General features: G+C 68.7%; 18 protein-coding genes. 12 read left to right on the top strand and 6 right to left on the bottom strand.

The annotated features are described in order from the left end of the window. Positions 1 to 17: 17 nt before the first annotated feature. From BRESU_RS15495 to BRESU_RS15470, 6 genes are all read right to left on the bottom strand, one after another. Complete coding sequence (locus tag BRESU_RS15495; RefSeq protein WP_013270508.1) at positions 18 to 1,271, bottom strand: ammonium transporter; 1,254 nt, start codon at positions 1,269 to 1,271, stop codon at positions 18 to 20. A 37-nt stretch (positions 1,272 to 1,308) separates the two neighbouring features. After that, a complete protein-coding gene (gene gltB / locus BRESU_RS15490) occupies positions 1,309 to 5,826 on the bottom strand; it encodes a glutamate synthase large subunit (RefSeq protein ID WP_013270507.1) in 4,518 nt (1,505 codons plus the stop codon). Further along, positions 5,823 to 7,253 carry an NAD(P)-dependent oxidoreductase gene (locus BRESU_RS15485; protein ID WP_013270506.1) on the bottom strand — a complete coding sequence of 477 codons (1,431 nt, stop codon included), beginning with the start codon at positions 7,251 to 7,253 and terminating at the stop codon, positions 5,823 to 5,825. Before BRESU_RS15485 ends, gltB begins: the two co-directional genes overlap by 4 nt. A gap of 113 nt (positions 7,254 to 7,366) precedes the next feature. Further along, entirely contained in the window at positions 7,367 to 8,815 is a 1,449-nt protein-coding gene (locus tag BRESU_RS15480; RefSeq protein ID WP_013270505.1) for an efflux transporter outer membrane subunit, read from the bottom strand. Further along, a complete protein-coding gene (locus tag BRESU_RS15475) occupies positions 8,812 to 12,084 on the bottom strand; it encodes an efflux RND transporter permease subunit (RefSeq protein ID WP_013270504.1) in 3,273 nt (1,090 codons plus the stop codon). Before BRESU_RS15475 ends, BRESU_RS15480 begins: the two co-directional genes overlap by 4 nt. A gap of 11 nt (positions 12,085 to 12,095) precedes the next feature. Continuing rightward, complete coding sequence (locus tag BRESU_RS15470) at positions 12,096 to 13,310, bottom strand: efflux RND transporter periplasmic adaptor subunit (RefSeq protein WP_013270503.1); 1,215 nt, start codon at positions 13,308 to 13,310, stop codon at positions 12,096 to 12,098. A gap of 161 nt (positions 13,311 to 13,471) precedes the next feature. Between BRESU_RS15470 and BRESU_RS15465 the strand changes: the two genes are divergently transcribed. From BRESU_RS15465 to leuB, 12 genes are all read left to right on the top strand, one after another. Then, the gene (locus tag BRESU_RS15465) at positions 13,472 to 14,035 is read left to right on the top strand and encodes a TetR/AcrR family transcriptional regulator (RefSeq protein ID WP_245528573.1); all 564 of its coding nucleotides are present in this window, start codon (positions 13,472 to 13,474) and stop codon (positions 14,033 to 14,035) included. Positions 14,036 to 14,138: 103 nt separating this feature from the next. Then, a complete protein-coding gene (locus BRESU_RS15460; protein ID WP_013270501.1) occupies positions 14,139 to 16,538 on the top strand; it encodes a M1 family metallopeptidase in 2,400 nt (799 codons plus the stop codon). After that, on the top strand, positions 16,535 to 17,038 hold the full coding sequence (locus tag BRESU_RS15455; protein WP_013270500.1) for a DUF6702 family protein: 504 nt from the start codon (positions 16,535 to 16,537) through the stop codon (positions 17,036 to 17,038). The genes BRESU_RS15460 and BRESU_RS15455 overlap by 4 nt, the downstream gene beginning before the upstream one ends. A 126-nt stretch (positions 17,039 to 17,164) precedes the next feature. Beyond that, positions 17,165 to 17,317 carry a hypothetical protein gene (locus BRESU_RS17475; RefSeq protein ID WP_156796191.1) on the top strand — a complete coding sequence of 51 codons (153 nt, stop codon included), beginning with the start codon at positions 17,165 to 17,167 and terminating at the stop codon, positions 17,315 to 17,317. A gap of 101 nt (positions 17,318 to 17,418) precedes the next feature. Next, positions 17,419 to 19,170, top strand: a complete 1,752-nt coding sequence (gene ilvD, locus BRESU_RS15450) for a dihydroxy-acid dehydratase (RefSeq protein ID WP_050762522.1) — start codon at positions 17,419 to 17,421, stop codon at positions 19,168 to 19,170. A 3-nt stretch (positions 19,171 to 19,173) separates the two neighbouring features. Beyond that, entirely contained in the window at positions 19,174 to 20,184 is a 1,011-nt protein-coding gene (gene ilvC, locus BRESU_RS15445) for a ketol-acid reductoisomerase (RefSeq protein ID WP_013270498.1), read from the top strand. Between the two features lie 26 nt (positions 20,185 to 20,210). Then, positions 20,211 to 21,935, top strand: coding sequence for an acetolactate synthase 2 catalytic subunit (gene ilvG, locus BRESU_RS15440; protein ID WP_013270497.1), 1,725 nt, complete (start codon positions 20,211 to 20,213; stop codon positions 21,933 to 21,935). Further along, positions 21,935 to 22,201 (top strand): ACT domain-containing protein, encoded by a 267-nt coding sequence (locus BRESU_RS15435; protein WP_013270496.1) that lies wholly within the window; start codon positions 21,935 to 21,937, stop codon positions 22,199 to 22,201. Before ilvG ends, BRESU_RS15435 begins: the two co-directional genes overlap by 1 nt. Beyond that, positions 22,198 to 23,415, top strand: a complete 1,218-nt coding sequence (locus tag BRESU_RS15430; protein WP_013270495.1) for a 2-isopropylmalate synthase — start codon at positions 22,198 to 22,200, stop codon at positions 23,413 to 23,415. The genes BRESU_RS15435 and BRESU_RS15430 overlap by 4 nt, the downstream gene beginning before the upstream one ends. Continuing rightward, positions 23,402 to 24,835, top strand: a complete 1,434-nt coding sequence (leuC, locus tag BRESU_RS15425; RefSeq protein WP_013270494.1) for a 3-isopropylmalate dehydratase large subunit — start codon at positions 23,402 to 23,404, stop codon at positions 24,833 to 24,835. Before BRESU_RS15430 ends, leuC begins: the two co-directional genes overlap by 14 nt. Then, positions 24,828 to 25,418 carry a 3-isopropylmalate dehydratase small subunit gene (gene leuD / locus BRESU_RS15420; RefSeq protein ID WP_013270493.1) on the top strand — a complete coding sequence of 197 codons (591 nt, stop codon included), beginning with the start codon at positions 24,828 to 24,830 and terminating at the stop codon, positions 25,416 to 25,418. The genes leuC and leuD overlap by 8 nt, the downstream gene beginning before the upstream one ends. After that, a complete protein-coding gene (gene leuB / locus BRESU_RS15415) occupies positions 25,418 to 26,518 on the top strand; it encodes a 3-isopropylmalate dehydrogenase (protein ID WP_013270492.1) in 1,101 nt (366 codons plus the stop codon). The genes leuD and leuB overlap by 1 nt, the downstream gene beginning before the upstream one ends. The last annotated feature ends 94 nt before the right edge of the window (positions 26,519 to 26,612 follow it).

Genomic DNA, 26,612 nt, shown 5'->3' with positions numbered 1-26,612 from the left:
GTAAGGTGGGGCGCGCGCTAGTGGATGCTCTCGCCGTGCTGGGAGTAGTCGAGGCCCTCGACCTCGCCGTCCTTCGGCACGCGCAGGCCGGTGGTGAACTTGCAGATCATCAAGACCGCGAAGGTGCCGACGGCGCTCCAGGCGACGACGGCGGCGAGGCCGACGACCTGCTTGATCACATCCGCCCCCTCGGCCACCCCGTTGATGGTGGCGGTGGCGAAGACACCGGTCAGGATGGCCCCGACGATACCGCCGACCCCGTGGATGCCGAAGGCGTCCAGGCTGTCATCGTATCTGAGCGCATGCTTCAGCCAGACGGCACCGGCGTAGCAGGCCGGGCCTCCGATCAGGCCGATCAGGAAGGCCCCCTTGGGATCGACGAAGCCCGCAGCCGGGGTGATGGCCACCAGGCCGCCGACGATGCCGGACAGCAGTCCCAGCAGGGTCGGCCGCTTCTTGTCGATCCATTCGATGGTCATCCAGCCGAGCGCGGCGGCAGCCGGGGCGATGATCGTGTTGAGGGCCGCGACCGAAGCGATCCCGTCGGCGGCCCAGGCGGACCCGGCGTTGAAGCCGAGCCAGCCGACGAACAGCAGGCCGGTGCCGATGGCGGTATAGGCCAGGTTCGCCGGGGCCATGTTGTCGCGCCCGAAGCCGTGGCGTGGCCCTAGCACCAGGGCGCACACGAGGCCGGCCACGCCCGCATTGACGTGGACCACCGCCCCGCCCGCGAAGTCGAGCACGCCCCAGGACCCGAGGTAGCCGCCGCCCCAGACCTGGTGGCAGATCGGCGCATAGACGATCAGGTGCCACAGGCCGAAGAACAGCAGACTGGCCGAGAACTTCATCCGCTCGGCGAAGGCCCCGGCGATCAGGGCCGGGGTGATAATGGCGAAGGTCAGCTGGTAGGCGATCCAGAGGAATTCCGGCAGGCCGGGGGCCAGGCTGTGGGCCGTGTCGATGCGCACGCCGTCGAGGAACAGGGCCTGCAGGCCGCCGATGAAGGCGTTCGTCGCATCGCCCGACGTGCCGAACGACAGGCTGTAGCCGACGATGAACCACAGCACCGTCACCACCATCAGCGCCGCCGTCGACGAGGCGATGGTGGCGATGATGTTCTTCTTCCGGACCATGCCGCCGTAGAACAGCGCCAGTCCGGGCAGGGTCATCATCAGCACGAAGGCCGTCGAGACCAGGATCCACGCCGTGCCCGCGCCGTCGAGAACCAGAGGGGCCTGATGGGCCATCAGGGCGGGCGCGGGGAGCGTCATCGGCGGGGAGGCCTGTCGGGTCCAGAGGTGATGGCGATCATGCGGGAACCGCTTCGCCGTGGTCAAGCTTGCGCTCGGCCTCGGCCACCGGGGCCGGGACGATGCGGACGAACCGCTTGACGCTGTCCGGCCACGCCGAGAGCAGGCGGCGCGCCAGCGGCGATCCGGTGGCGGCCAGATGGGCCTCGACCAGCGCCTTCAGCCGCTCGGCCGCCGCGGTCGTCACCGGGGCGAAGGCCGCGAGGTCGCCGTTCAGGGCGAGGCCCGTGCGGCCCGCCTCGTCGAGCACGAACAGCTCTCCGCCCGACATGCCGGCGGCGAGGTTCCAGCCGACCGGTCCCAGGATCGCGACCCGGCCACCCGTCATGTATTCGCAGGCATGCGCGCCGGCCCCCTCGACGACGGCCTCGGCCCCTGAGTTCCGGACCGCGAACCGCTCGCCCGCCGAACCGGCGACGAACAGCCGGCCGGAGGTCGCCCCGTACAGGGTGGTGTTGCCGATGGCGGGCTGGTGCTCGCGCCATTCGATCGGCTTGACCACGATGTCGGCGCCGGACAGGCCCTTGCCGACATAGTCGTTGCCCTCGCCGGTCAGTTCCAGCTTCAGACCCTTGGCCGCGAAGGCCCCGAAGGACTGCCCGGCCGACCCCTGCAGCTTCAGCGTCAGGACGCCGGTCGGTCCGGTCGGGCCCCAGCGGCGCACGATGGCCGAGGAGACGCCCGCGCCGATGGTGCGCATGACGTTGGAGATCGGATAGGTCAGCTCCGAGGTCTGTCCCCGATCGAGGAAGGCCCAGGCGTCGTTGAGGACGCGGGCATCCAGGGTTTCGGGCACCGCCGCGCGCCCCTTGTCGGCCCACAGCTTCTTCTCGGCCGCCTCGACCCGGACCAGCAGGGGGTTGAGGTCGAGGTCGTCCAGATGCGCCCCGCCGCGGCGGACCTGACGCAGCAGGTCGGTGCGGCCGACGATCTCGTCCAGGCTGCGCGCGCCCAGCATGGCCAGGTATTCGCGGACCTCCTCGGCGATGAAGCTGAACAGGTTCACGACCTTGTCGGCCGTGCCGGTGAACTTCTCGCGCAGGCGTGGGTCCTGGGAGCAGACGCCGACCGGGCAGGTGTTGGAATGGCACTGGCGCACCATCAGACAGCCCATGGCGATCAGGCTGGCCGTGCCGATGTTGAACTCCTCGGCCCCCAGAATGGCGGCGATGACGATGTCGCGGCCGGTGCGCATGCCGCCGTCGGCGCGGACCACCACGTGGCTGCGCAGGTTGTTGAGGCTGAGCACCTGATGGGTCTCGGCCAGGCCGATCTCCCACGGCAGGCCGGCGTGCTTGATCGAGGACTGGGGCGAGGCCCCGGTGCCGCCGTTGTGGCCGGCGATCAGGATGACGTCGGCCTTGGCCTTGGCGACGCCGGACGCGATCGCGCCGATGCCTGAGGCGCTCACCAGTTTCACCGTCACCCGCGCGTCCGGGTTGATCGATTTCAGGTCGTAGATCAGCTGGGCCAGATCCTCGATCGAATAGATGTCGTGGTGCGGCGGCGGGCTGATCAGGGTCGTGCCGGGCGTCGAATGGCGCATCCGGGCGATGAACTCGGTGACCTTGAAGCCGGGCAGCTGGCCGCCCTCGCCGGGCTTGGCGCCTTGGGCGATCTTGATCTCGATCTCGCGGCACTGGTTCAGATACTCGGCCGTGACGCCGAACCGGCCCGAGGCGATCTGCTTGACCGCCGAGTTCATGTTGTCGCCGTCGGGGCGGGTGGCGTAGCGGTCCGGATCCTCGCCGCCCTCGCCCGAGACGGAGCGGGCCCCGATCCGGTTCATGGCGACGTTGAGGACGCCATGCGCCTCGGGGCTGAGAGCCCCCAGCGACATGCCCGGCGTCAGGAAGCGCTTGCGGATGTCCGAGACGGATTCGACCTCATAGACCGGGACGGGCTTCAGGCCCTCGCGCCAGTCCAGCAGGTCGCGGGGAGCCAGATCCGGCTGGTCGCGGACGGCCTCGGAATACTGCTTGAAGCGCTTGTAGTCGCCGCGATTGCAGGCGTCCTGCAGCAGGTGGATGACCTTGGCCTCATAGGCGTGGGCTTCCTGACCGGCACGGATGCGGAAGAAGCCGCCGATGGCGGGCGACGGTGCCGCCTCGGTCCAGGCGGCCGTGTGGCGCTGGATCGCAGCGCGCTCCAGCCCGGCCAGACCGATGCCGGAGATGCGCGACGGCGCGCCGGGGAAGAACTCGGCCGTGACGGCCCGCGACAGGCCCAGGACCTCGAACTCGCAACCCCCGCGATAGGCGGAGATGACGCTGATGCCCTTGCGCGCCAGGGTCTTCATCAGCCCGGCTTCCAGCGCCGACTTGTAGTTCAGGCAGGCGTCGCGAAGCGCCAGGCCCGGATAGGCTCCGCGATCCAGACGCTCCTGGAACATCTCCTGCGCCAGCCACGGGTTGATGGCGGTGGCTCCGACGCCGACGAGAACGGCGAAGCCGTGCGGATCCAGCACCTCGGACGAGCGCACAACGATGGAGACGAAGCTGCGCAGACCCTTGTCGGTCAGCCGGCCGTGCACCCCGGCCGTGGCCAGGATCATGGGCACGGACAGGCGGCTTTCCGATGCCCGTTCGTCGGTGACGACGATCAGTCCGCAGCCCCCGCGGACGGCGGCCTCGGCCTCGTCCTTGATCCGGTCCAGCGCGGTGCGCAGACCCGCGCCGGGACGATCGCCCTCGGCCGGCAGGGGATAGGAGCAGTCGATGACGACGGTCGAGCCGGCGCCCACGACGTCCAGCATCCGCTCGTACATGCCGGTGGTCAGGACGGGCGAGTCCAGCACGAAGACGTTGGTCTGGGCCTCTTCCTCGGCGAGGATGTTGCCGAGGTTCTTGAACCGGGTCTTCAGGCTCATCGCCCCGGCTTCGCGCAGGGGGTCGATCGGCGGGTTGGTGACCTGGCTGAAGTTCTGGCGGAAATAATGGGCCAGGGGGCGGGGCAAGGCGGACAGGACCGCCGGGGGCGCGTCGTCGCCCATGGAGCCCACCGCCTCCTTGCCGTCCTTGATCATCGGATCCAGCAGCAGGTCGAGGTCCTCGCGGCTGAAGCCGGCGGCGATCTGGCGGCGCGTCAGGGCCTCGCCCGTGGCGGCGCGCGGCTCGGGTCCGGGCCCGATCAGGGGCTCCAGATCGACCATGTTCTCCAACCATTCCGTGTACGGATGGTCTGCGGCCAAGGCGTCGATCGCCTGGGTCTCGTCGAGGACGACCCCCGCCTTCATGTCGGCGACGATCATGCGGCCGGGACCGATCGGCAGGCGTCGCTTGATGCGGCTCTCCGGCAGCCCGGCGAGGCCGGCTTCGGACCCGGCCAGCAGCAGGCCGTCGTGGGTCTCCATGGCGCGCAGGGGGCGAAGCCCGTTCCGGTCCTTGCCGCAGACGATCCATCGGCCGTCGGTGGCGCAGATGGCGGCGGGACCGTCCCACGGCTCCATCACGGCGTTGCAGTAAGCGTACAGCGCCCGGTGCTCGGCCTTCATCAGGCCCTCGTCGCGGGCCCAGGCCTCGGGAATCAGCAGGGCCTTGGCCATCGGGGCGGGGCGACCGGCGCGGACCAGGACCTCGAACACGTTGTCGAGGGCCGCGGAGTCCGAGCCGCCCGGCTGGACGACCGGCTTGACGTCGCCGTCATGCTCGCCGAACGCCTGGGCCGTCATGCGGATCTCGTGCGACCGCATCCAGTTCAGATTGCCCTTCAGCGTGTTGATCTCGCCGTTGTGGGCCAGCATCCGGAACGGCTGGGCCAGCCGCCATTCCGGGAATGTGTTGGTCGAATAGCGCTGGTGGAAGATGGCGTAGGCGGACTGGAAGGTCGGATCCAGCAGGTCGGGGTACAGCTGGTCCAGCAGTTCCGCGCGGACCATCCCCTTGTAGATCAGCGACCGGGCCGACAGCGAGCAGACGTAGAAGCCGGGGACGGACTCGGCCGCGATCGCGCTCTCGATGCGTCGGCGGATCAGGTACAGCTCACGTTCCAGCGCCTCGGACTCATCGGGGCCGGCCAGTTCCGCCGGAGCCGCCAGCATGATCTGCTCGATCTCGGGCCGGGTCGCGTCGGCCTTTGACCCCACGACCCGCAGGTCGATCGGGGTCTGTCGCCAGCCGTAGATGAAGAAGCCGGCGCGCAGGACTTCGGTCTCGACAATGGCGCGGGCCCGGTCCTGGGCCCCCAGGTCGGTGCGCGGCAGGAAGATCTGGCCGATGGCGATCGGGCCGGGCCGCAGGGTCTGGCCGATGACGCGGACCTGTTCGGCGAAAAAGGCCTGGGGGGCCTCGACCATCAGGCCAGCCCCGTCGCCCGACAGGCCGTCGGGATCGACCGCGCCACGGTGGGCCACGTTCTTCAGCGACTTGATGGCCAGCTCGACGACCTCGCGGCGCGGAACGCCGTCGAGGGCGGCGACCAGACCGACCCCGCAGGCGTCCTTCTCCGACGACGGCTCATAGGCGTGGGCGTCGATCAGACGCTGGCGGTCGGCGGTGTATTGCGTCAGCCAGGTCATGCGGCCTGCTCCTCGGTGCGGGCCTTCAGATAACGGTCGATCTCGGCGGCGGCGTCCTGGCCGTCGCGCACGGCCCAGACGACGAGCGAGGCGCCGCGGACGGCGTCCCCCGCCGCATAGACGCCGGGCAGACTGGTGGCGAAGCCCGACCGGGCGGTGGCCACCGTGTTCCATTCGGTCAGGCTGAGTTCGTCGTGATGGGCGGCGAAGGCCTCCGGCTCGAAGCCCAGGGCCTCGATGACGAGGTCAGCCTTCAGGTCGAAGTCGGCCCCCGGCACCGGCACGATCTCGCGGCGCTTGCCGAACTCCGGCTCCGACAGGGCCATGCGGGCGGCCCGGACGGCGGACACGGATCCGTCGCGCGACATCAGGGCCTTGGGCGCGCCCAGCCATTCGAAGTGGATGCCCTCTTCCTCGGCGTTCAGGACCTCGCGGGCTGAGCCGGGCATGTTCTCGCGGTCGCGGCGGTACAGGCAGGTGACGCTCTCTGCGCCCTGGCGGATCGCGGTGCGGACGCAGTCCATGGCCGTGTCGCCCCCGCCGATGACGACGACGTTGCGGCCGCGGGCGTGGTGGCCGGTGTCGTCGTCGGCCTCGCCGAGGTCGCGGCGGTTCTGGTGGATCAGGAAGTCGAGCGCGGGCAGGGTGTCGCCCGGACCCGCCCCCGGCACCTGCAGCGCCCGGGCCTGATAGACGCCCATGGCCAGCAGGACGGCATCATGCTTGCCGCGCAGGTCTGCCAGCGTGATGTCCTTGCCGACGTCGCAGTTCGTCACGAAGGTCACGCCGCCGTCGATCAGCCGGTCAATCCGGCGCTGGACGACGCGCTTCTCCAGCTTGAACCCGGGAATGCCATAGATCAGCAGGCCGCCGGGGCGGTCGTGGCGGTCATAGACGGTGACCTGATAGCCCTGCTCGCGCAGCCGGTCGGCGGCGGCCATGCCGGCGGGCCCGGCCCCGACGATGCCGACGCTCTCGGGGCGCTCGTGCAGGGGGCGGATCGGCTCCACCCAGCCGTTGTCGAAGGCGGTGTCGCCGATGAAGGCCTCGACCGAGCCGATGGTCACGGCTTCCCACCCGGACTGGTTCAGGGTGCAGGAGCCCTCGCACAGACGGTCCTGCGGACAGATGCGGCCACAGATCTCGGGCATGGTCGAGGTGGCCGACGCGATCTTCCACGCCTCGCGCAGCTCATTCTCGGCCGACAGGCCCAGCCAGTCGGGGATGTTGTTCTGCAGCGGACAGGCGGTCTGGCAGAAGGGCACGCCGCAGTCGGTGCAGCGACCGGCCTGGGTCTCGAGGTTCTCGGGCGTCGGTTTGATGATGATCTCGCCGAAATCCTGCACGCGCACGGACGCTTCCGCCTTGGGCAGGCGGCGCGGTTGAACGACGAACCCGGTGGGTCCGGTAGGGCCTTTCTGTTGCATGGCAACATATAACGACAAGCGGGGCGGTCAGCGCAAATGATTTCCCCGCTAAGGGGGCTCGGGCCGTGTCGCGCGCACGGAATGTGCGCCAGATCGCCTCATTCTGGCGACAATCAGCCTTCGGTCTGATCCCAGCCGCCGGCCAGCGCCTTGAATAGGGCGATCTGGTAGGTGGTCACCAGGGCATCCGACTGAGCCAGGGCGGCGTCGGCGGTGGCCTCGGTGCGCTGGGCGTCCAGCACGGTGAACAGGCTGTCGGCCCCGGCGTCGAACCGCAGACGGGCCAGACGCGACGCGTTGGCGGCCTGGTCGCGTGCCTCGGTCAGGGCCGCGCGGCGGTCCAGTTCGTTGGCGTAGTTGGTCAGGGCCGTTTCGGTCTCTTCCAGCGCGGACAGGACAGTCTGGTCGAAGGTGGCCAGGGCGGCATCGGTCCGGGCATCCGCCGCCTCGATCCGGGCGCGCGCAGCCAGGACGTTGGGGAAGCTCCAGCTGATCAACGGTCCGAACGAGAAGCGGTAGGAGCTGTCGTCGCTGAGGTCCGAGGCGTCCAGGGCCGTCGACCCGATAGAGCCGCCCAGCGAGATGGTCGGAAAGAGCGCCGCGGTGGCGACGTTCACGCGGGCAGCGGCGGCGGCCAGGGTACGCTCCGCCTGACGGATATCCGGGCGACGGGCCAGCAGGGCGGCACCGTCGCCGACCGGGATCGGCTGGGTCAGCTGGGGCGGACGCATGCAGGCGCGCGCGGCCGTGCTGGCCTCGGCCGGGGTCACGCCGGTCAGGGTGGCGAGGCGGAACAGGGCCCCGTCGCGCTGGGCCCGCAGGCTGGGAAGCTGGGCGCGCGTCGAGGCCAGCTGGGCCTGGGCGCGGGACGTGTCGAGGGCGGTCCCGGCCCCACCTTCCAGCAGCCGCCGGGTCAGGTCGGCGGTGTTCTGCTGCAGGCTCAGGGTGCGCTCGGCCACCGCGATCTGGGCATTGGCCGAGCAGGCGTCGGCGTAGGCGCGCGTGGTTTCTGCCGCCACCGAGACGCGGATGATATCCAGCGCAGCGGCCTGGGCATCGGCATCGGCGCGGGCGGCGCGGATGGTCGAGGCGACGCGGCCGAACAGGTCGATCTCGTAGGAGGCGTCGAGGCCGACGTCATAGATGTCGATCTCTGGCGCATCCTGCCCGGCGGGCAGGCCTTGCGCCGTGGCGCTCGAGGACTGGCTGCGCGTCGCCGAGGCCGAGGTGCCGGTGGTGGGCAGCAGGCCTGACCGCGCTTCCGACAGGCTGGCGCGGACGGCGCGCAGGTTGGCGACGGCGGCTTCCAGCTGGTTGTTCTGCGCGAAGGCCTGTTCGATCAGCCCGTCCAGGGTGGGGTCGGCATAGAGCCGCCACCAGTCGCTGCGGGCCTCCGCCGACGTGGTCGCGCCGGTGGCGGACCCGAGCGGCGAACTTACGAAGGCACCCGACGCGAGGGGGGGGAGAGGGGCGTCGGGCGCCTTCGGCCCGACCGCGCACGCCGCCATCAGGGCGGAGGCCGCGCAGGCGGTCAGGAGGGGGCGAAGTCTGGTCGACATCATAGGGCGTCTCCCGTGCGCGGCGACGTGGCCGCCGGCAGAGGGTGGTCGGAAACGGGGGCGCGATCACCATGGGGGCGGTCGGTACCGTGCAGGTCCGTCTTCGAGGGTTGATGGGGGATGCGCGCGGCCAGCCCCCGGCAGATCACATAGAAGACCGGTGTGAACAGCAGGCCGAAAACGGTCACCCCGATCATGCCGAAGAACACCGCCGCCCCGAGGGACTGGCGCATCTCCGCGCCCGCGCCATCGGCCAGCACCAGCGGCAGCACGCCGAGGATGAAGGCGAAGGACGTCATGAGGATGGGCCGCAGGCGGATCCGGGCGGCCGCGACGGCGGCGTCCCAGCGATCCATGCCATGCTCTTCCTGCTGCTTGGCGAACTCCACGATCAGGATGGCGTTCTTGGCCGCAAGCGCGATCAGCACCACCAGCCCCACCTGGACCAGGATGTTGTTGTCCAGCCCGAGCGCGTTGACCCCCAGCATGGCGGCCAGCAGACACATGGGCACGATCAGGATGACGGCCAGAGGCAGGGTGAAGGCCTCGTACTGGGCCGCCAGCACCAGGAAGACCAGCAGCACCGCGACCACGAAGATGATCGTCGCGCCGCCTGCGGCCTGTTTCTCCTGATAGGCCAGCCCGGTCCATTCGTACGAGAATCCGGGGGGCAGGGCCTTGGCGGCCATGTCTTCCATGATCGTCAGGGCCGAGCCGGACGAGACGCCCGCCGCGCCCTGGCCCTGCAGCTCGGCGGCCGGGAACAGGTTGTAGCGGACGATCCGGGACGGACCGGCGCTTTCGCGCAGGGTGGCCACCGACCCCAGAGGCACCATGGCCCCCGAGGACGAGCGGACCTTCAGATTGCCGATGTCGGCCAGGTCGTCGCGATAGGCCGGCTCGGCCTGGGCGGTGACGCGGAAGGTCCTGCCTAGCATGTTGAAGTCGTTGACGTAGGACGAGCCCAGATAGATGCCCATGGTCTCGAACACGGCCGAAGGCTGGACTCCCATCATCAGGGCCCGGTCGCGGTCGACGTCGGCCTCGATGCGCGGGGAGGCGGTGTTGTAGGTCGAGAAGACCTGCGTGACCTCGGTCGGGGCCTGGGCCGCGGCCCCCATCATCGCGTAGGTCGCCCCCTCCAGCGCGCCGTAGCCGGCGGCCGAGGTGTCCTGGATCATCATGGCGAAGCCGTTGCCGGTGCCCAGGCCCTGAACGGCCGGGGGCGCGATGACGAAGATGTTGGCGTTCTGGATGCCGGACGCAGCGCCGGTGATCGCGCCGGCCAGGGCCGTGGCCGTGGTCTCGCGCGTCGTCCGGTCCTCATAGTCGTTCAGGCGAACGAAGATGGTTGCGGCGTTGGATCCGAACGAGAAGCTGGTGCCGTCGAGACCGGCGAAGGCCACGGTGCCGTCGACGCCCTCGGTGCCCTCGATGATCTTGCGGGCATTGTCCATCACGGCGTTGGTGCGTTCCAGCGACGACCCGGCGGGCAGCTGGACGACGCCGATCAGGAAGCCCTGGTCCTGGTCCGGGATGAAGCCGGACGGGGTGTCGATCAGGCGCCAGGCGGTCAGGCCCAGCAGGCCGACGTAAACGACCAGAACCACGGCGACGGTGCGGATCAGGCGGGCCGTCAGACGACCGTACTTGTCCGAAAGCCAGTCGAAGCCCTCGTTGAACTTCCGGCCGGCGAAACCGACGTAGTATTTCGCCTGTCCGAAGGCCGAACGCGAGCGGGGCTTATCCTCGTCGTGCGGCTTGTGCGGCTTCAGCAGCAGGGCGGCCATGGCCGGCGACAGGGTCAGGGACACGAACAGCGACACGACCGAGGCCGCCGCGATCGTCACCGCGAACTGGCGATAGAAGATCCCGGGAATGCCCGGCACGAACATGGTCGGGATGAACACGGACACCAGAACCAGACCGATGGCGATCAGGGCCCCGGACACTTCTTCCATGGATTTGTAGGCGGCCTCCTTCGGACTGAGGCCTTCGCGGACGTATCGCTCGACGTTCTCGACTACGACGATGGCGTCATCGACCACGATCCCCACCGCCAGCACCAGGGCCAGCAGGGAAAGGGAGTTGATCGAATAGCCGAGCGCCAGCTGCACCGCGAAGGTGGCCACCAGCGCGATCGGGATGGCGACGATCGGGATGATCGCGGCGCGCCACGACTGCAGGAAGATCAGCACGACCAGAACGACCAGGATGACCGCCTCGATCAGCGTGTGCTGCACGGATTCCACGGAGGCCGCGACGAACTCCGTCGGGTTGTAGGGGACACCGATGCTCAGGCCCTGGGGCGCTTCGGTCTTCAGCTTCTCGACCTCGGCCAGCACGCGCTCCGCTGTGCCCAGGGCGTTGGCCCCCGGCTGCTGGACGATGGCGATACCGACGCCGCGCACGCCGTCGAAATAGCCCTGGATGCCGTAGTCCTGCGCGCCCAGCTCGACGCGGGCGACGTCGCGGATGCGCGTGACGCGACCCTCGGCGTCGGTCTTGATGACGATCTCGGAGAATTCCTCGGGCGTCGACAGGCGACCCTGGACCTGGATCGGCTGTTGGAAGGCGGCGGCATTGGTGGTGAAGGGCGGCTGGCCGATCGAACCGGCGGCGGCCTGGATGTTCTGGCCACGCAAGGCGGTGGTGATGTCGGAGGCGTTCAGGCCGCGCGCGGCGGCCTTGGCCGGGTCGATCCACACCCGCATCGAATAGTTGCCACCGCCGAAGACGGTGACGTTGCCCACGCCCTCGATCCGCAGCAGGCGGTCGCGCAGGGTCGAGGTGGCATAGTTGCCGATATAATCGCTGTTCAGCACGTCGCCGGGCGAGGTCAGGCCCAGGATCATCAGGAAGCCGGATTCCTGCTTGTTCACGATCACGCCGACCTGGCGCACGGCCTCGGGCAGGCGGGGTTCGGCCAGGGCGACACGGTTCTGGACCAGCACCTGGGCATTATCCAGATCGGTGCCGGGCTGGAACGTCACGGTGATCGACACCGTCCCGTCGGAGGTGGACGACGACGACAGGTAGAGCATTCCCTCGACGCCGTTGACCTCCTGCTCGATGGGCGCGGCGACCGTCTCGGCCAGGGTCTCGGCCGAGGCCCCGGAATAGGCGGTGTTGATGGTGATCGTGGGCGGCGCGATCTCCGGGTACTGGGCCAGCGGCAGCAGCGGATAGGCGAAGATGCCGACCAGGGTGATGAACACCGACAGCACGGCCGCGAAGATCGGCCGGTCGATGAAGAAGCGGGAAATATTCATCGGGTCTGGCCTCAGTCGCCCACGGCGACGGATTGCGTCAGGGCGGTGGCGGAGGTTCCGGTCGCAGCGGGCGGCGCGGTGGTCGTGGGCGTGCTTTCCTGACGAGGCTGGCGCGCGATCCGACCGTTGGTCGGTGCGACCTTCATGCCGGGCATGGCGCGCTGCAAGCCGTCGATGATGATGCGGTCCGTGGGCTGGAGGCCCGACCGCACGACACGGAGACCATCGACCAGCGGTCCGAGCTGGACCGGCGTCGGCGTCACGGTGCCGTCTGCGTTGACGACCGAGACGACCCGGCGGGCCTGATCCGTCCCGATGGCCGAATCCGGCACCAGCAGGGCGTCATAGGCCCCGGCTCCGGCGACGCGTCCCTGGGCGAACATGCCGGGCTTCAGGAAGCCGTCCGCGTTGGGAATGACAGCGCGCAGGCGGATCGTGCCCGAGGCCGGGTCGATGGCGTTGTCGGTGAAGTCCAGGGTGCCCGCGCGACTGAAGTCGCTCTCGTCCTGAAGCCGGATGCGGACCGGGGCCGAGCGTCCGGCGCGGGCGTCGCGCTGGTACTTCAGCAGCAGGGCCTCGGAGCCGTCGAACACGAAGTAGATGGGCGAGGAGGACACGATGGTGGTCAGCACGTCTGCAGCAGACGATCCGCCGGCGACGACGTTGCCCGGATCGACGCGACGGTCCGAGACCCGGCCCGAGGCCGGCGCCGTGACGCGGGTGAACTCGACGTCCAGCTGACGCGCGCGGACGGCGGCCTGGGCCGAGGCGACGGCGGCCTGGGCGGTCTGTACGGCGCCCGAGTTGGTGTCGACCTCGGCCTGGCTGACGGCCTGGCTGGCCAGAAGGCCTTCGGACCGGGTCAGGTTGGTGCGGGCCAGGGCGAGCTGCGCCTCGGCCTGGGTCAGGGCCGCGCGGGCAGCGGCCAGCTGGGCCTGGGCCGGGCGGGGATCGAGGGTGAACAGCAGCTGGCCCCGCCGTACATAGTCGCCGTCACGGAAGTGGACGCCCTGGATGAAGCCGCCGACGCGGGCGCGCACCTCGACCTGGGAGGTCGCCTCGAACCGGCCGGTCAGGTCGTCCCAGTCGACGACGCGTTCGGCCAGCGGCACGGCCACAGTCACGGGCGCAGCGGGCGGGGGCCCCTGCGCCTCGGATTTTTGCGAACAGCCATACAGCGCGCCCGTCACGAGGACGGACACGGCAACAATCTTCAGCCTGCGCATGCGCGCACTCTCCCGGTTGGGTAGAAATCCCTGTCATGGCGCGACCGGGTGTGCGTGGGGGAGCCACGGTCATCGCCTGTTGACTTAGATGCGGCGAACGCCCTCGCTTGTCAACAGGCGATGACATGTCCATACAGATGTTGGGGCTAAAGGAGATCACATTGAGTTTCGTCGCCTGCCGACCACGAAACGCTGCCGCGACGCGGGAAGCCATACTGACTGCAGCGACCCGCCGCTTCACGGCCGAGAGCTACGACCAGGTCGGCATACGCGACGTGGCCGGCGAGGTCGGCGTCGATCCGGCCCTGATCTCACGGTACTTCGGGTCCAAGGAAGAACTGTTCCGCGCGGTCATCGACGACTGCGGCAGCGGCACCGACATCACGGAAGGCGACCGGGCCACCTTCGGCGAGCGCATGGCGCACGAGATCGTCTACGGCGAGCGCAAGGAGAGCAAGCTGGCCTGGCTGCTGCTGATGCTGCGCTCGGCCTCGTCGCCCAAGGCCACCGAAGTCATCCAGCGGGCTTCGAACGAATGTTTCTTCGATCCCTTCGTGACCTGGATGGGCGGCGAGGATGCGGCCCTTCGCGTAAGGATCGCCGCCGGGTTGATGATGGGCCTGACGGTCAGCCGGGATCTGTCCGGACTGAACATGGCCCCCGACGAATGCGAGCGCCTGAAGGGCCGGATCGCGCGGATCCTGCAGGACCTCGTCGACGGCTGAGCGTCAGCAACATTGCGGGATGGTAATGTCGCCCGTGGTTGCGCCTTCCGGTTCCATCCGTAAGGTCCGCGGCGGCTGTTTCTGGTTCTGACGAGGCTTGGCGATGCGTGGACTGTTTCTGGCGGCGATGAGTCTGGTCGCGGCCCTGTCGGCCGGAGCCGCCTCTGCCCAGGTCAGCGTCGGGCCCGTGCAGCAGACGACGGGCACCTTCGAGGACAAGTTCCGCCAGTTCGAGGGCGAGGACTGGCCCACCCCGACCGACTATCGCAGCGCATCCGGCGCGCCGGGTTTCCGCTACTGGCAGCAGAAGGTCGACTACGACATCGACGTCTCGCTGAACGAGGCGACGCGGACCCTGACCGGGACCGAGACCGTCACCTATACGAACAACTCTCCCGACCGGCTGGGCTATCTCTGGCTACTGCTGGATCAGCAGAACTACCGCCGGGCCTCGATGGCCGAGCGCACCCGCACGGTGGGATCCGACACGACCCTGTCCGTGAACGAGGTGGTTCGGGTGCAGCGCTTCCAGGAGTGGGAAGGCGGTTTCAACGACCTCAAGATCACGGGGTCGGACGGTCAGGACCTGCCGTTCTCGATCACCGACTCCCTGCTGCGGATCGAGCTGCCGCAGACCCTGGGGACCGGCGAGAGCTTCACCTTCACCATCTCTTTCACCCTGCCGCTGCCCGAGACCAATGTCGTCGGCGGCCGCAGCGGCTATGAGTGTTTCACCAAGGCCTGGGAGGACGGCAACTGCATCTTCCTGGCCGCCCAGTGGTTCCCGCGCCTGGCCGTCTATTCCGACTACGAGGGCTGGCATAACGCCCAGTTCCTGGGATCCGGCGAGTTCACGCTGGAGTTCGGCGACTACAACGTCTCGATCACGGCCCCCGCCGACCACCAGGTCTCGGCCACCGGCGCGCTGCAGAACCTCGACGTTCTGACCGCTGCCCAGCGGCAACGGCTGGACCAGGCCCGCACCGCCGATGAGCCGGTCTATATCGTGACCCCGGCCGAGGCTGCTGCCGCCGAGGCCAGCCCGGCCCGCTCCGGCACCCGCACCTGGACCTTTGCGGCCGAGAACGTGCGCGACTTCGCCTTCGCCTCCAGCCGCAAATTCATCTGGGACGCCATGGGCGTAGAACAGGACAGCGCCGAACACCCGGTGGTCATGGCCATGTCCTTCTTCCCCAAGGAAGCCCGGCCCCTGTGGGACGCCTGGTCGACCAAGGCGGTGGCCCATACGCTGGACGTCTACAACCAGTTCTCGATCACCTATCCCTATCCCACGGCCCAGTCGGTCAACGGCCCGGTCGGGGGGATGGAGTATCCGATGATCACCTTCAACGGGCCGCGCCCGCTGCGGGGCGACGACGGCAGCCTGACGTATTCGGAGCGGACCAAGGCCGGGCTGATCGGCGTGATCATCCATGAGGTCGGTCACACCTACTTCCCGATGATCATCAACTCCGACGAACGCCAGTGGACCTGGATGGACGAGGGGCTGAACAGCTTCCTGCAGTATCAGGCCGAGAAGCTGTGGGACGCCGACTTTCCGGCCCGGGGCGAGCCGCGCCAGATCATCGAATACATGATCTCGGAAAACCAGGTGCCGGTCATGACCCAGTCGGACAGCATCCTGCAGTTCGGCAACAACGCCTATGCCAAGCCGGCCACCGCCCTGAACATCCTGCGCGAGACCGTCATGGGTCGCGAGCTGTTCGATCGGGCCTTCCGCGAGTACGCCCAGCGCTGGGCCTTCAAGCGGCCGACTCCCTACGACTTCTTCCGCACCATGGAAGAGTCGTCGGGCATGGACCTCGACTGGTTCTGGCGCGGCTGGTTCTATTCGACCGACCACGTGGATATCTCGCTCGACAACGTTATCGCCGTGTCGCTGGAATCGCAGGACCCCGAGGACCGCGCCCGCGCGGCCAGCGCGCGGTTCGAGGCCGAGCCGGAATCGCGCACCGTGGTCAACAACCGCGGCATCCAGACCGTCACCGAGCGCGATCCCTCGGTCCGCGACTATTACGACGAGACCGACGCCTTCACCGTGACCGCCAGCCAGCGCCGGGATGCCGCACGGGCCCGCACGGCCGCCGAGGCCGACGCCAACCGCCGCCAGGCGCTGACTTTCGACGACAACGTCTATCGCTTCACCTTCTCCAACCGGGGCGGGCTGGTGATGCCGGTGATCCTGAAGCTGAACTGGTCGGACGGGTCCGACGAGATCGTCCGCATCCCGGCCGAGGTCTGGCGCCGCAACAGCCAGACCGTGACGTGGCAGCATGTGTCGTCCAGGACCCTGGTCTCGGCCGAGGTCGATCCCCTGTGGGAGACCGCCGACGCCAACCGCGCCAACAACGGCTTCCCGCAATCGATCCAGCCGAGCCTGGTCCCCCTGGCACCGCAAGGACCGCAGGGCTCCAACCGCATGCGCGACGACGACCGCCGGGTGACGCCCGACAGCCTGCGTCCCCGCACGGTGACGCCATGAAGCGGCTGGGCCTCTCCATTGTCGCTGCCGCCCTGCTGCTGGCCGGCCCCAGCCTGGCCCACCGCGGGCACGGCGGGCTGACGGTGGTGGTCATTGATGAGGCCACCGGTGGCGTCACCGTCACCCACCGTTTCGCCGCCCACGACGTCGAGCCGGCGCTGGTCACCGTCGCCCCGGACGCCCAGCCGACCCTGGACGATCCCGCCGCCGTCCTGGCCCTCGAAGCGCATCTCGATCGCCGGTTCCGGCTGGAGGTGAACGGCGAGCGCATCGACCTGGACCATGCGAGGACCGATCTGGCCGGCGACAACATCCGGGTCGATTTCACCGGGCAGGGGCTCTCCGGCGCGGCCGGACGATCCGTCCGTGTGGATCTGGATTTCTTCCCCGGCGTGCACGACGACCAGGAGCAGCAGGTCAATGTCCGCGTCGCCGGTGTGACCCGCACCGTGGTGTTTCGACCCGGCAGCCCGGCCCAGACGGTCGTTTTCACCCGCTGACGAACTCAACGGGGTAGAAATGCTGCCCCGACAAGTTTTTGACCCGCAAATTGGAAGTTTATTCCAGCGGGGCTTGTGCGGCGCAGCGTTATCTGACCTTATGACGGGGTAACCAAGGAGGCGGCCGTGAGCCACCCGACCCGTCACACCCCGATCCGTTCCACCGCCCGTGCGGTCGCGGCCCCGCGCGCCAACGTCGCGCCTGCCGCCCTGTCGACCCTTCTTCTCAGCGTACTCGTACTCCTGCTCTCCGGAGCGGCGTGGATGCAGCTGACCTGAACCCAAGACACATCAGGACCGCAAGCCGCCACCCGCTCCCGAAAGGAAGCGGGTTTTTTCATGCCCGACGCAGACCCCCTCCTTCAGATCGCCAGCCTTCAATGACGCAAGATTTCACCCCGGAAGACGCCGCCGCTTCGCTCCCCCAACGGGATGGCCGGAGAAGTGCGGCCGTGACCGCCGGAGCCAACCGCGCTGCGGCCCGCAGCTATCTGCGGGCCGCCGGCATGGACGACGCCGATTTCGACAAGCCGATGATCGCGGTGGTCAACACCTGGTCGTCGGTGACGCCGTGCAACATGCATCTGGACCGACTGGCCAGGGACGTCCGGGCCGGGATCGTGGCGGCGGGCGGCTTTCCCATCGACTTCAACACCATCGTGGTGACCGACGGCATCTCGATGGGCACGGCGGGGATGAAGGCCTCGCTGATCAGTCGCGAGGTCGTCGCCGACTCCATCGAACTGGCGGTCCAGGGCCACCAGTTGGACGGCGTCGTCTGCATCGTCGGCTGCGACAAGACCATTCCTGCCGCCGCCATGGCCCTGGCCCGGATGGATATCCCCGGTCTGGTCTACTATGGCGGCACCATCCTGCCGGGCCGGATCGGCGCGGCGGAGATCTCGATCCAGGATGTGTTCGAGGCCATCGGTGCCCACGGCGCAGGCACCATCGACGACGATCAGCTGAAGATGGTCGAGAGCGCCGCCTGTCCCGGAGCCGGGGCCTGCGGCGGCCAGTTCACCGCCAACACCATGGCCATGGCCCTGTCGATGATGGGGCTGTCCCCAATGGGGGCCAATGACGTCCCGGCCGTGGACCCCGCCAAGGCGGCCGAGGGTGAACGGTGCGGCCGACTGATCGTCGAGCGGGTATTCGCCGGCGACACGGCGCGCAAATACATCACCCGCGCCAGCCTGAAGAATGCGGCCATCGCCTGTTCGGCCTCGGGCGGATCGACCAATGCAGTCATGCACCTGACGGCCATCGCCACCGAGGCGGGCATCGATTTCGGCATCGAGGACTGCCACCAGGCCTGCGTCGAGGCCCCGGTGATCTGCGACCTGAAGCCCGGCGGACGGTTCCTGGCCTCGCACCTGTATGCGGCGGGCGGCACCCGACTGGTGGCCCAGCGGCTGGCGGCAGCGGGCAAGATCATCAACACCCCGACCGTCTCGGGCCGTAGCCTGTTCGCCGAGGCCGCCGAGGCCGAGGAAGCGCCGGGCCAGCAGGTCGTGACCACGATCGACACCCCGGTCATGGCGCGCGGGTCCTATGCCGTCATCCACGGCGACCTGGCCCCAGAGGGGGCGATCATCAAGCTGGCCGGTCACGCCATCGACGTGTTCGAGGGCCCGGCCTGCGTGTTCGATTCAGAGGAAGACGCCTTCCACGCCGTCCAGGACGGTTCGGTCGGCGAAGGCGACGTCATCATCATCCGCTACGAAGGTCCCCGCGGCGGTCCGGGCATGCGCGAGATGCTGCAGGTCACCGCCGCCTTGAAGGGCAGGGGCGTCGCCAATGTCGCCCTGCTGACCGACGGCCGGTTCTCGGGTGCCAGCTATGGCTTCGTCGCCGGCCACATCTCCCCCGAGGCGGCCGTGGGCGGGCCGATCGCCCTGGTCCGAGACGGCGACCGGATCACGATCGACGTCACCAACCGGCGCATCGACGTCGCGGCCGACCTGGTCGCGCGCCGCCGCGACTACACCATCCCGCCGCTGAAACCCGCCACCGGGGTCTTCGCCAAATATCGGGCCCAGGTCGCCTCGGCCAGCCAGGGCGCCGTCACCATTCCCAATCCGCCGCCGGCCCAGGTGCCGGTCCAAGCCAGACAAACCCAGGAAGCCTGAGCCATGCAAATCTATACCAACGACGACATCCGTCCCGGCGTCATCGCGGGTCACCGCATCGCGGTCATCGGCTATGGCTCGCAAGGGCGCGCCCATGCCCAGAACCTGAAGGAGAGCGGTCACGACGTGATCGCGGGCGTTCGTCACGGCGGCAAGGGCTGGAAGAACGCCCAGGCCGACGGCATCGCCACGGCCGAGCCGGCGGAGGCGGTCAAGGGCGCGGACATCATCGCCATCCTGACGCCCGACATGGCCCAGGCCCAGATCTACACGGACATCATCGAGCCCAACGCCAAGAAGGGCGCGGCCCTGCTGTTCGCCCACGGCTTCTCGATCCTGTACGGCCGCGTCACGCCGCGGAAGGACATGGACGTGATCCTGGTCGCGCCCAAGGGACCGGGCGATCTGGTCCGTCGAGAGTATGCGCGCGGCCGCGGCGTCCCCGCCCTGTTCGCGGTCGAGCAGGATGCGACCGGCAAGGCCCGCGACCGGGCCATGGGCTATGCGAAGGGTATCGGCGGCGCCACCGGCGGCCTGCTGGAAACCTCCTTCAAGGAAGAGACCGAGACCGACCTGTTCGGTGAACAGGCGGTCCTGTGCGGCGGGGCCAAGGAACTGGTCATGGGCGGGTTCACCACCCTGGTCGAGGCCGGCTACCAGCCCGAGATCGCCTACTTCGAATGCATGCACGAGCTGAAGTTGATCGTGGACCTGTTCTACGAGGGCGGCATCACCAAGATGAACGAGTTCATCTCCGAGACCGCCAAATGGGGCTCGGTGGTCAGCGGCCCGCGCGTCATCAACTCCGAGACGCGCGCCCGGATGAAGGAGGTCCTGAATGAGATCCAGGACGGCACCTTCGCCCGCGAATGGATCGCCGAGAACGAGGCCGGCAAGGGCGCCTATGACGCCCTGGTCAAGGCCGACGGCGAGCATCTGATCGAGTCGGTCGGGGCGGGTCTGCGCGAGCGGATGGCGTGGCTGCACGCCCCCAAGACCGCCGAAGCGGCCTGATCGCAAGAGAGCCTGAGTATCCTCCGATGACCGCCGCCTCGGCCCTGAAATCCACCCAGTCCGCCACCGCTCCCCAGAGCGGCGCGCGGCTGCTCGTCTCGACCCTGGAGCGGCTGGGGGTCGAGGTGGTGTTCGGCTATCCGGGCGGGGCCATCATGCCGGTCTACGACGCCCTGACCGGATCGGGCCTGAAGCACATCCTGGTCCGTCACGAACAGGGTGCCGCCTTCGCCGCCGACGCCTATGCGCGTTCGACCGGCAAGGTCGGGGTCTGCATGGCGACCTCGGGGCCGGGCGCGACCAACCTGATCACCGGCATCGCCAACGCCTTCATGGACTCCGTGCCGATGGTCTGCATCACCGGCAACGTCGCCACCCATCTGATGGGGACCGACGCCTTCCAGGAGATCGACATCCTGGGGGTCACCCTGCCGATCGTGAAGCACAGCTGGGTCGTGCGCGATCCGGCCGACGTGCCCGCGGTGATCGAGGAGGCCTTCCATGTCGCCCGCTCTGGTCGCCCCGGCCCGGTGCTGGTCGACCTGCCCAAGGACGTGCAGGTCGGCACCACGTCGGACGACTTCGGCTTTCCATATCCGAACGAGACCGCCCCGGTGGATCACGCCGCGATCGCCGAAGCCGAACAGCTGATCCGCGCCGCCGGGAGTCCGCTGATCTACGTCGGCGGCGGGGTGAAGATCGCCGGCGCCGTGGACGCGCTGCGCGACTTCGCCGGCCGGACGGGTATTCCCTCGGTCTCGACCCTGAACGCCCTGGGCTCGATCCGCACGGATGCGCCGGGCTTCCTGGGCATGCTGGGCATGCACGGCACGAAGGCGGCCAACGAGGCGGTGCAGGAGAGCGACCTGCTGATCGTCTTCGGCGCCCGGTTCGACGACCGCGCCACGGGCAAGCTGAACGAGTTCGCCCCCCATGCGAAGGTCATCCATTTCGACATCGACCCGGCCGAGATCGGCAAGCTGCGCGCCGCCCACGTGCCGGTCATCGGCGATCTGAAGGCGGGCATCGAGGCCCTGACCGCCCGTGTCGCGGCCGCATCTCTGGCGATCGATCCGTGGATCGCCCGCTCGACGTCGAACGCGCGCCGGAACGGCTTCCGCTATGACGCGCCGGGCGAGGGCGTCTATGCGCCGGCCCTGCTGAACGAGCTGTCGAAGACCGCGGGAGACGGCTTCGTCGCCGCCTGCGACGTCGGCCAGCACCAGATGTGGGTGGCCCAGCATTGCGAATTCTCGCGGCCCGAGGCCCACCTGACCTCGGGCGGTCTGGGGGCGATGGGCTACGGCCTGCCCGCCGGTCTGGGGGCCAAGATGGCCAGCCCCGACGCCCATGTCGTCACCGTCTCGGGCGACGGCAGCTTCATGATGAACATCCAGGAGCTGGCGACCCTGCGTCGCTACGGCGTCGCCCTGAAGATCGTGCTGCTGGACAACTCCAGCCTGGGCCTGGTGCGCCAGTGGCAGGAGCTGTTCTTCGCCGAGAACTATTCCGAGGTCGATCTGTCGGACAATCCCGACTTCGTCGCCGTGGCCCAGGCCTTCGGCATCGAGGCCTTCATGATCGACCGCCGGGATCAGGTCACTGACGGCATCGCCCGTCTGCTGGCCGCGTCCGGGCCGTGCCTGATGCACGTCCTGATCGACCCCAAAGAGAACGTCTGGCCTCTGGTCCCGCCGGGCAAGAACAACGCCGAAATGATGCACGACACGCGCTTCGAAGGAGACATGTGATGACCGACACCATCCAGATCCAGATCGACCGGGCCGACGGCTCGCTCCAGCGCCTGATCGGTCTCGTGGAGCGCCGGGGCTTCCACATCGACGGCATGAGCCTGTCGGACGAGGGCACGATGCGCCGCGTCCAGTTGCAGGTCCGCGGCCGCGACGATGGCCGCTGCACCGAAAACCTGGGCCGCCAGATCGACAAGCTGATCGGCGCGACGCGGGTCGGTTTCGCGCCTGCGCCCTACGCCTACCGGGACAGTGTGGCGGCATGACCTCTGAACCTCGAGTACCGAACGACCCGAACCGGGTCATCGTCTTCGACACCACCATGCGCGACGGCGAACAGGCCCCGGGCTTCTCCATGTCGCCGGACGACAAGGTCCGCATGGGGCGTCAGCTGAAGGCCCTGGGCGTCGACATCATGGAGGCCGGGTTCGCGGCCGCCTCTCCGGGCGACGAGGACTGCATCCGCGCCGTCGTCGGCGAGATGGCCGAGGATGAGTCCGGACCGGTCTTCTGCTCCCTGTCGCGGTCGAACGAGGCGGACATCGACGCCTCGTATCGCGCGCTGCGCGGGACGAAGCGGCGGCGTTGCCACGTCTTCATCGGCACCAGCCCGATCCACCGGGCCGCCAAGCTGCGGATGACCCCGGACCAGGTCCTGGCCCAGGCCGTGCGCTCGGTCGAATATGCCCGGACCCATTTTCACGACGTCGAGTTTTCGGCCGAGGACGCGATCCGCACCGAGCCGGAGTTTCTGGCCGAGGTCCTGGAGGCGGTCTCCGCAGCGGGGGCCTCGACCTTGAACGTGCCCGACACGGTCGGCTATGCGACGCCGGACGAGATCGGGGCGCTGTTCCGCTTCCTGATGGCGCGGATCCGGCCGCGTTTCCCGCATGTCGTCTTCTCGACCCACTGCCACAACGACCTGGGTCTGGCCGTCGCCAACAGCCTGGCGGCGATCGAGGGTGGGGTTCGTCAGGTCGAATCGACCATCAACGGCATTGGCGAACGGGCCGGCAATGCGGCGCTGGAAGAGGTTGTCATGGCCCTGCGCACCCGCGCCGAACGCTATGGCGTCACGACGGGCGTCGACGCCACCAAACTGGTCGAGACCAGCCGGCTGCTGAGCGAGATCACCCACTCGCCCATCGTGCGCAACAAGGCCATCGTCGGCATCAACGCCTTCGCCCACGAGGCCGGCATCCACCAGCACGGTATGTACGCGGATGCCCGGACCTATGAGATCATGCGGCCCGAGGACGTCGGGTTCGCCGGCAGCTTCTTCGTTCTGGGCAAGCATTCGGGCCGGACGGCGGTTCAGAAGCGGGCCGAGGTCCTGGGCTATCCGCTGGTCGGCGACCACCTGACCGACGCCTTCGCCGCCTTCAAGACGCGGGCGGACGAGATCGGCGAGATCGACGACAAGGAGCTGATCGCCATCTGTACGGCGACGCAGCGAGAGGCGGCCCATGTCGCCGCCTGACACCCGCGCGCCCCGCACCCTGTTCGACAAGGTCTGGGACCGCCACGTGGTGGTCCCGGAAACACAGGAGACGCCGGGCGTCCTTTATATCGATCTGCATCTGGTCCACGAGGTCACCAGCCCCCAGGCCTTCACCGAGATCGAGGCGCGCGGCCTGAAGGTGCGCCGCCCGGACCGGACCTTCGCGACCCTGGACCATTCAACCCCGACCCTGCCGGCCGGGCTGAACGGTCTTAAGCCCTATGTCACGGCGGAGGCCGAGGCGCAGGTGCATCGGCTGGAAGAGAACTGCGCCCGCCACGGCATCGACCTGGCTGGCTGGGGCTCGCCCGATCGGGGCGTGGTCCACGTCATGGGGCCGGAACTGGGCCTGACCCAGCCGGGCATGACCGTCGTTTGCGGCGACAGCCACACGGCCACGCACGGTGCCTTCGGGGCCCTGGCCTTCGGCATCGGCACGTCGGAAGTCGGTCACGTCCTGGCGACCCAGTGTCTGCTGCAGCGCAAGTCGAAGGCCATGCGCGTCACCGTCACCGGCACCCTGACGCCCGGCGTCTCGGGCAAGGACGTGGCCCTGGCGGTGATCGCCGAACTGGGCTTCGGCGGCGGCACCGGCTTCGTCATCGAATACGCCGGAGAGGCTGTGCGGTCGCTCGACATGGAAGGGCGGATGACTCTCTGCAACATGTCGATCGAGGCCGGGGCGCGGGCCGGCATGATCGCGCCGGATGCCGGGACAATCGACTGGCTGCGCGGCCGCAAGCATGTCCCGCAAGGCCAGGCCTATGAGGCGCAGGCCGCCGAATGGTTGGGGCTGGCCAGCGATCCGGGCGCGGTGTTCGACACCGAGATCCTGATCGACGGCGCGTCCATCCGGCCGATGGCGACGTGGGGCACCACGCCGGATGCCGGCGCGCCGATCGGATCGCGCGTGCCTCAGCCGAAGTCCGAAAGCGACCGCAAGGCCCTTGCCTATATGGGTTTCGAGGCGGGCGAGACGACGACGACCCAGGCGGTGGACGTGGTCTTCATCGGCTCCTGCACCAACGGGCGCCTGCCCGACCTGCGCGCGGCGGCGGACGTCCTGCGCGGGCGCAAGGTGAAGCCAGGCGTGCGGATGCTGGTCGTGCCTGGATCCGAGGCTGTGCGTCGCGATGCGGAGGCCGAAGGGCTGCACCATGTCTTCACCGAGGCCGGGGCCGAATGGCGCATCCCGGGGTGTTCCATGTGCATCGCCATGAACGGCGACGTCGTCGCGCCGGGCCAGCTGGCCGTCTCGACCTCCAACCGCAATTTCGAGGGGCGTCAGGGCAAGGGGGCCCGGACCATCCTGGCCAGCCCGGCCACGGCGGCGGCCTCGGCCATCGCGGGCGTGCTGACCGATCCGCGTGTTTACCTGAGCGAGACGGTCGATGCCTGAGCCCCTGAAGGTCCTGACATCCCGCACCCTGGTCCTGACCCAGGCCAATATCGATACCGACCAGATCATCCCGGCCCGGTTCCTGACCACGACCGAGACCACCGGCCTGGGCCGGAAAGCCTTCTACGACTGGCGCTACGAGGCAGACGGCTCCCCGCGCCCCGAGGCCGTGCTGAACCGGATCGATCCGGCCGAGCACCGCATCCTGGTGGCGGGCGACAATTTCGGCTGCGGGTCGTCTCGCGAGCATGCCTCGTGGGCCCTGTACGACTACGGCTTCCGGGCGGTGATCTCGACCTCGATCGCCGACATCTTCACCTCCAACGCCCTGAAGAACGGCTTTCTGCCGGTGGTCGTCGATCAGGCGACGTGGGAGGACCTTGTCGCCAACCCCGAACAGGTCGTCACCATCGATCTTGAGGCGGGGGAGGTCAGGCGCGGCAACCATGCGCCGGTCGCCTTCTCGGTCGAGCCCTTCGCGCGCCAGTGCCTTCTGGACGGTGTCGACACCCTCGGCTGGCTGCAGAAGGCATTGCCCGCCATCGAACAGTACGAACGTACCCACTTCCCGGAGCCCGCGTGATGCCCAAGACCCAGACCTACGACATCGTCCTGCTGCCCGGCGACGGCGTGGGGCCGGAGGTGATCGCGGCGGCGAAGGACGTGCTGCGGGTTATCGCCGACTTCTATGGCCACAGTTTCGATTTCTCCGAGCATCTGATCGGCGGGGCGGGCATCGATGCCACAGGCGATCCCCTGCCGCCCGAGACGACGGCCGCCTGTCTGGCCGCGGACGGCGTGCTGCTCGGCGCCGTCGGCGGGCCGAAGTGGGACGGCGGCGCGCGCCGCCCGGAAGAGGGGCTGCTGGGCATCCGCAAGGCCATGGGTCTGTTCGCCAACCTGCGTCCGCTGCAGGTCTCGCCGGTCCTGGCGCACCGTTCACCCCTGAAGAAGGAAATCGTCGAGGGCGTCGACCTGATCGTCTTCCGCGAGCTGACCGGCGGGGTCTATTTCGGGGAGAAGGTCCGCACGGACACCATGGCCTCGGACCTGTGCATCTACACGGTGCCCGAGATCGAGCGGATCACCCGCGCCGCTTTCAAGACCGCCCTGCAGCGACGCGGCAAGGTGACCTCGGTCGACAAGGCCAATGTCATGGCCACGTCCAAGCTGTGGCGCGAGGTCGTCACCCGCATCCACGCCGAGGAATTTCCGCAGGTCCAGCTGGAGCATGCCCTGGTCGACTCCATGGCCATGCATCTGATCCGCAAGCCGCGCGACTATGACGTCATCCTGACAGAGAACATGTTCGGCGACATCCTGTCGGACGAGATCAGCGTGCTCGGCGGATCAATCGGTCTGCTGCCGTCAGCGTCGCTGGGCGAGTCGGGACCGGGCCTGTTCGAGCCGATCCACGGCTCGGCTCCCGACATCGCCGGCCAGGATCTGGCCAATCCGGTCGGCACCATCCTGTCGGCCGCCATGATGCTGCGCCACAGCCTGGGTCTGGAAGACGAGGCCTCGTCGATCGAGGCCGCAGTGGCCGCAGTGCTGGCGGCCGGGGCCACCACGGCGGACCTGGGGGGTGCCCTGGGCACGCGCGCAGCGGGGGAGGCGATCATCGACGCCATTCGCGCCATCCACTGGGCCGCCGCGCACCGCGTGCAGATGCATTGGGGTTAATGATTTCGTCATAACGCCGTCACATGAGAGCATGGTGCGCTGCATCAATCTGCGGCGCAAGATTTCACCATTTGCCAGTGTGTAAACTACGACA

It is taken from the genome of Brevundimonas subvibrioides ATCC 15264, assembly GCF_000144605.1.
GTDB classification, from domain to species: Bacteria; Pseudomonadota; Alphaproteobacteria; order Caulobacterales; family Caulobacteraceae; genus Brevundimonas; species Brevundimonas subvibrioides.
This window is presented reverse-complemented; position numbering and strand designations above follow the sequence as displayed.

Bases quoted from the DNA above. Each gene is read 5' to 3' on its own strand.
- BRESU_RS15495 (WP_013270508.1), bottom strand. From the start codon at position 1,271: ATGACGCTCCCCGCGCCCGCCCTGATGGCCCATCAGGCCCCTCTGGTT.
- gltB (WP_013270507.1), bottom strand. From the start codon at position 5,826: ATGACCTGGCTGACGCAATACACCGCCGACCGCCAGCGTCTGATCGAC.
- BRESU_RS15485 (WP_013270506.1), bottom strand. From the start codon at position 7,253: ATGCAACAGAAAGGCCCTACCGGACCCACCGGGTTCGTCGTTCAACCG.
- BRESU_RS15480 (WP_013270505.1), bottom strand. From the start codon at position 8,815: ATGATGTCGACCAGACTTCGCCCCCTCCTGACCGCCTGCGCGGCCTCC.
- BRESU_RS15475 (WP_013270504.1), bottom strand. From the start codon at position 12,084: ATGAATATTTCCCGCTTCTTCATCGACCGGCCGATCTTCGCGGCCGTG.
- BRESU_RS15470 (WP_013270503.1), bottom strand. From the start codon at position 13,310: ATGCGCAGGCTGAAGATTGTTGCCGTGTCCGTCCTCGTGACGGGCGCG.
- BRESU_RS15460 (WP_013270501.1), top strand. From the start codon at position 14,139: ATGCGTGGACTGTTTCTGGCGGCGATGAGTCTGGTCGCGGCCCTGTCG.
- BRESU_RS15455 (WP_013270500.1), top strand. From the start codon at position 16,535: ATGAAGCGGCTGGGCCTCTCCATTGTCGCTGCCGCCCTGCTGCTGGCC.
- ilvD (WP_050762522.1), top strand. From the start codon at position 17,419: ATGACGCAAGATTTCACCCCGGAAGACGCCGCCGCTTCGCTCCCCCAA.
- ilvC (WP_013270498.1), top strand. From the start codon at position 19,174: ATGCAAATCTATACCAACGACGACATCCGTCCCGGCGTCATCGCGGGT.
- ilvG (WP_013270497.1), top strand. From the start codon at position 20,211: ATGACCGCCGCCTCGGCCCTGAAATCCACCCAGTCCGCCACCGCTCCC.
- BRESU_RS15435 (WP_013270496.1), top strand. From the start codon at position 21,935: ATGACCGACACCATCCAGATCCAGATCGACCGGGCCGACGGCTCGCTC.
- BRESU_RS15430 (WP_013270495.1), top strand. From the start codon at position 22,198: ATGACCTCTGAACCTCGAGTACCGAACGACCCGAACCGGGTCATCGTC.
- leuC (WP_013270494.1), top strand. From the start codon at position 23,402: ATGTCGCCGCCTGACACCCGCGCGCCCCGCACCCTGTTCGACAAGGTC.
- leuD (WP_013270493.1), top strand. From the start codon at position 24,828: ATGCCTGAGCCCCTGAAGGTCCTGACATCCCGCACCCTGGTCCTGACC.
- leuB (WP_013270492.1), top strand. From the start codon at position 25,418: ATGCCCAAGACCCAGACCTACGACATCGTCCTGCTGCCCGGCGACGGC.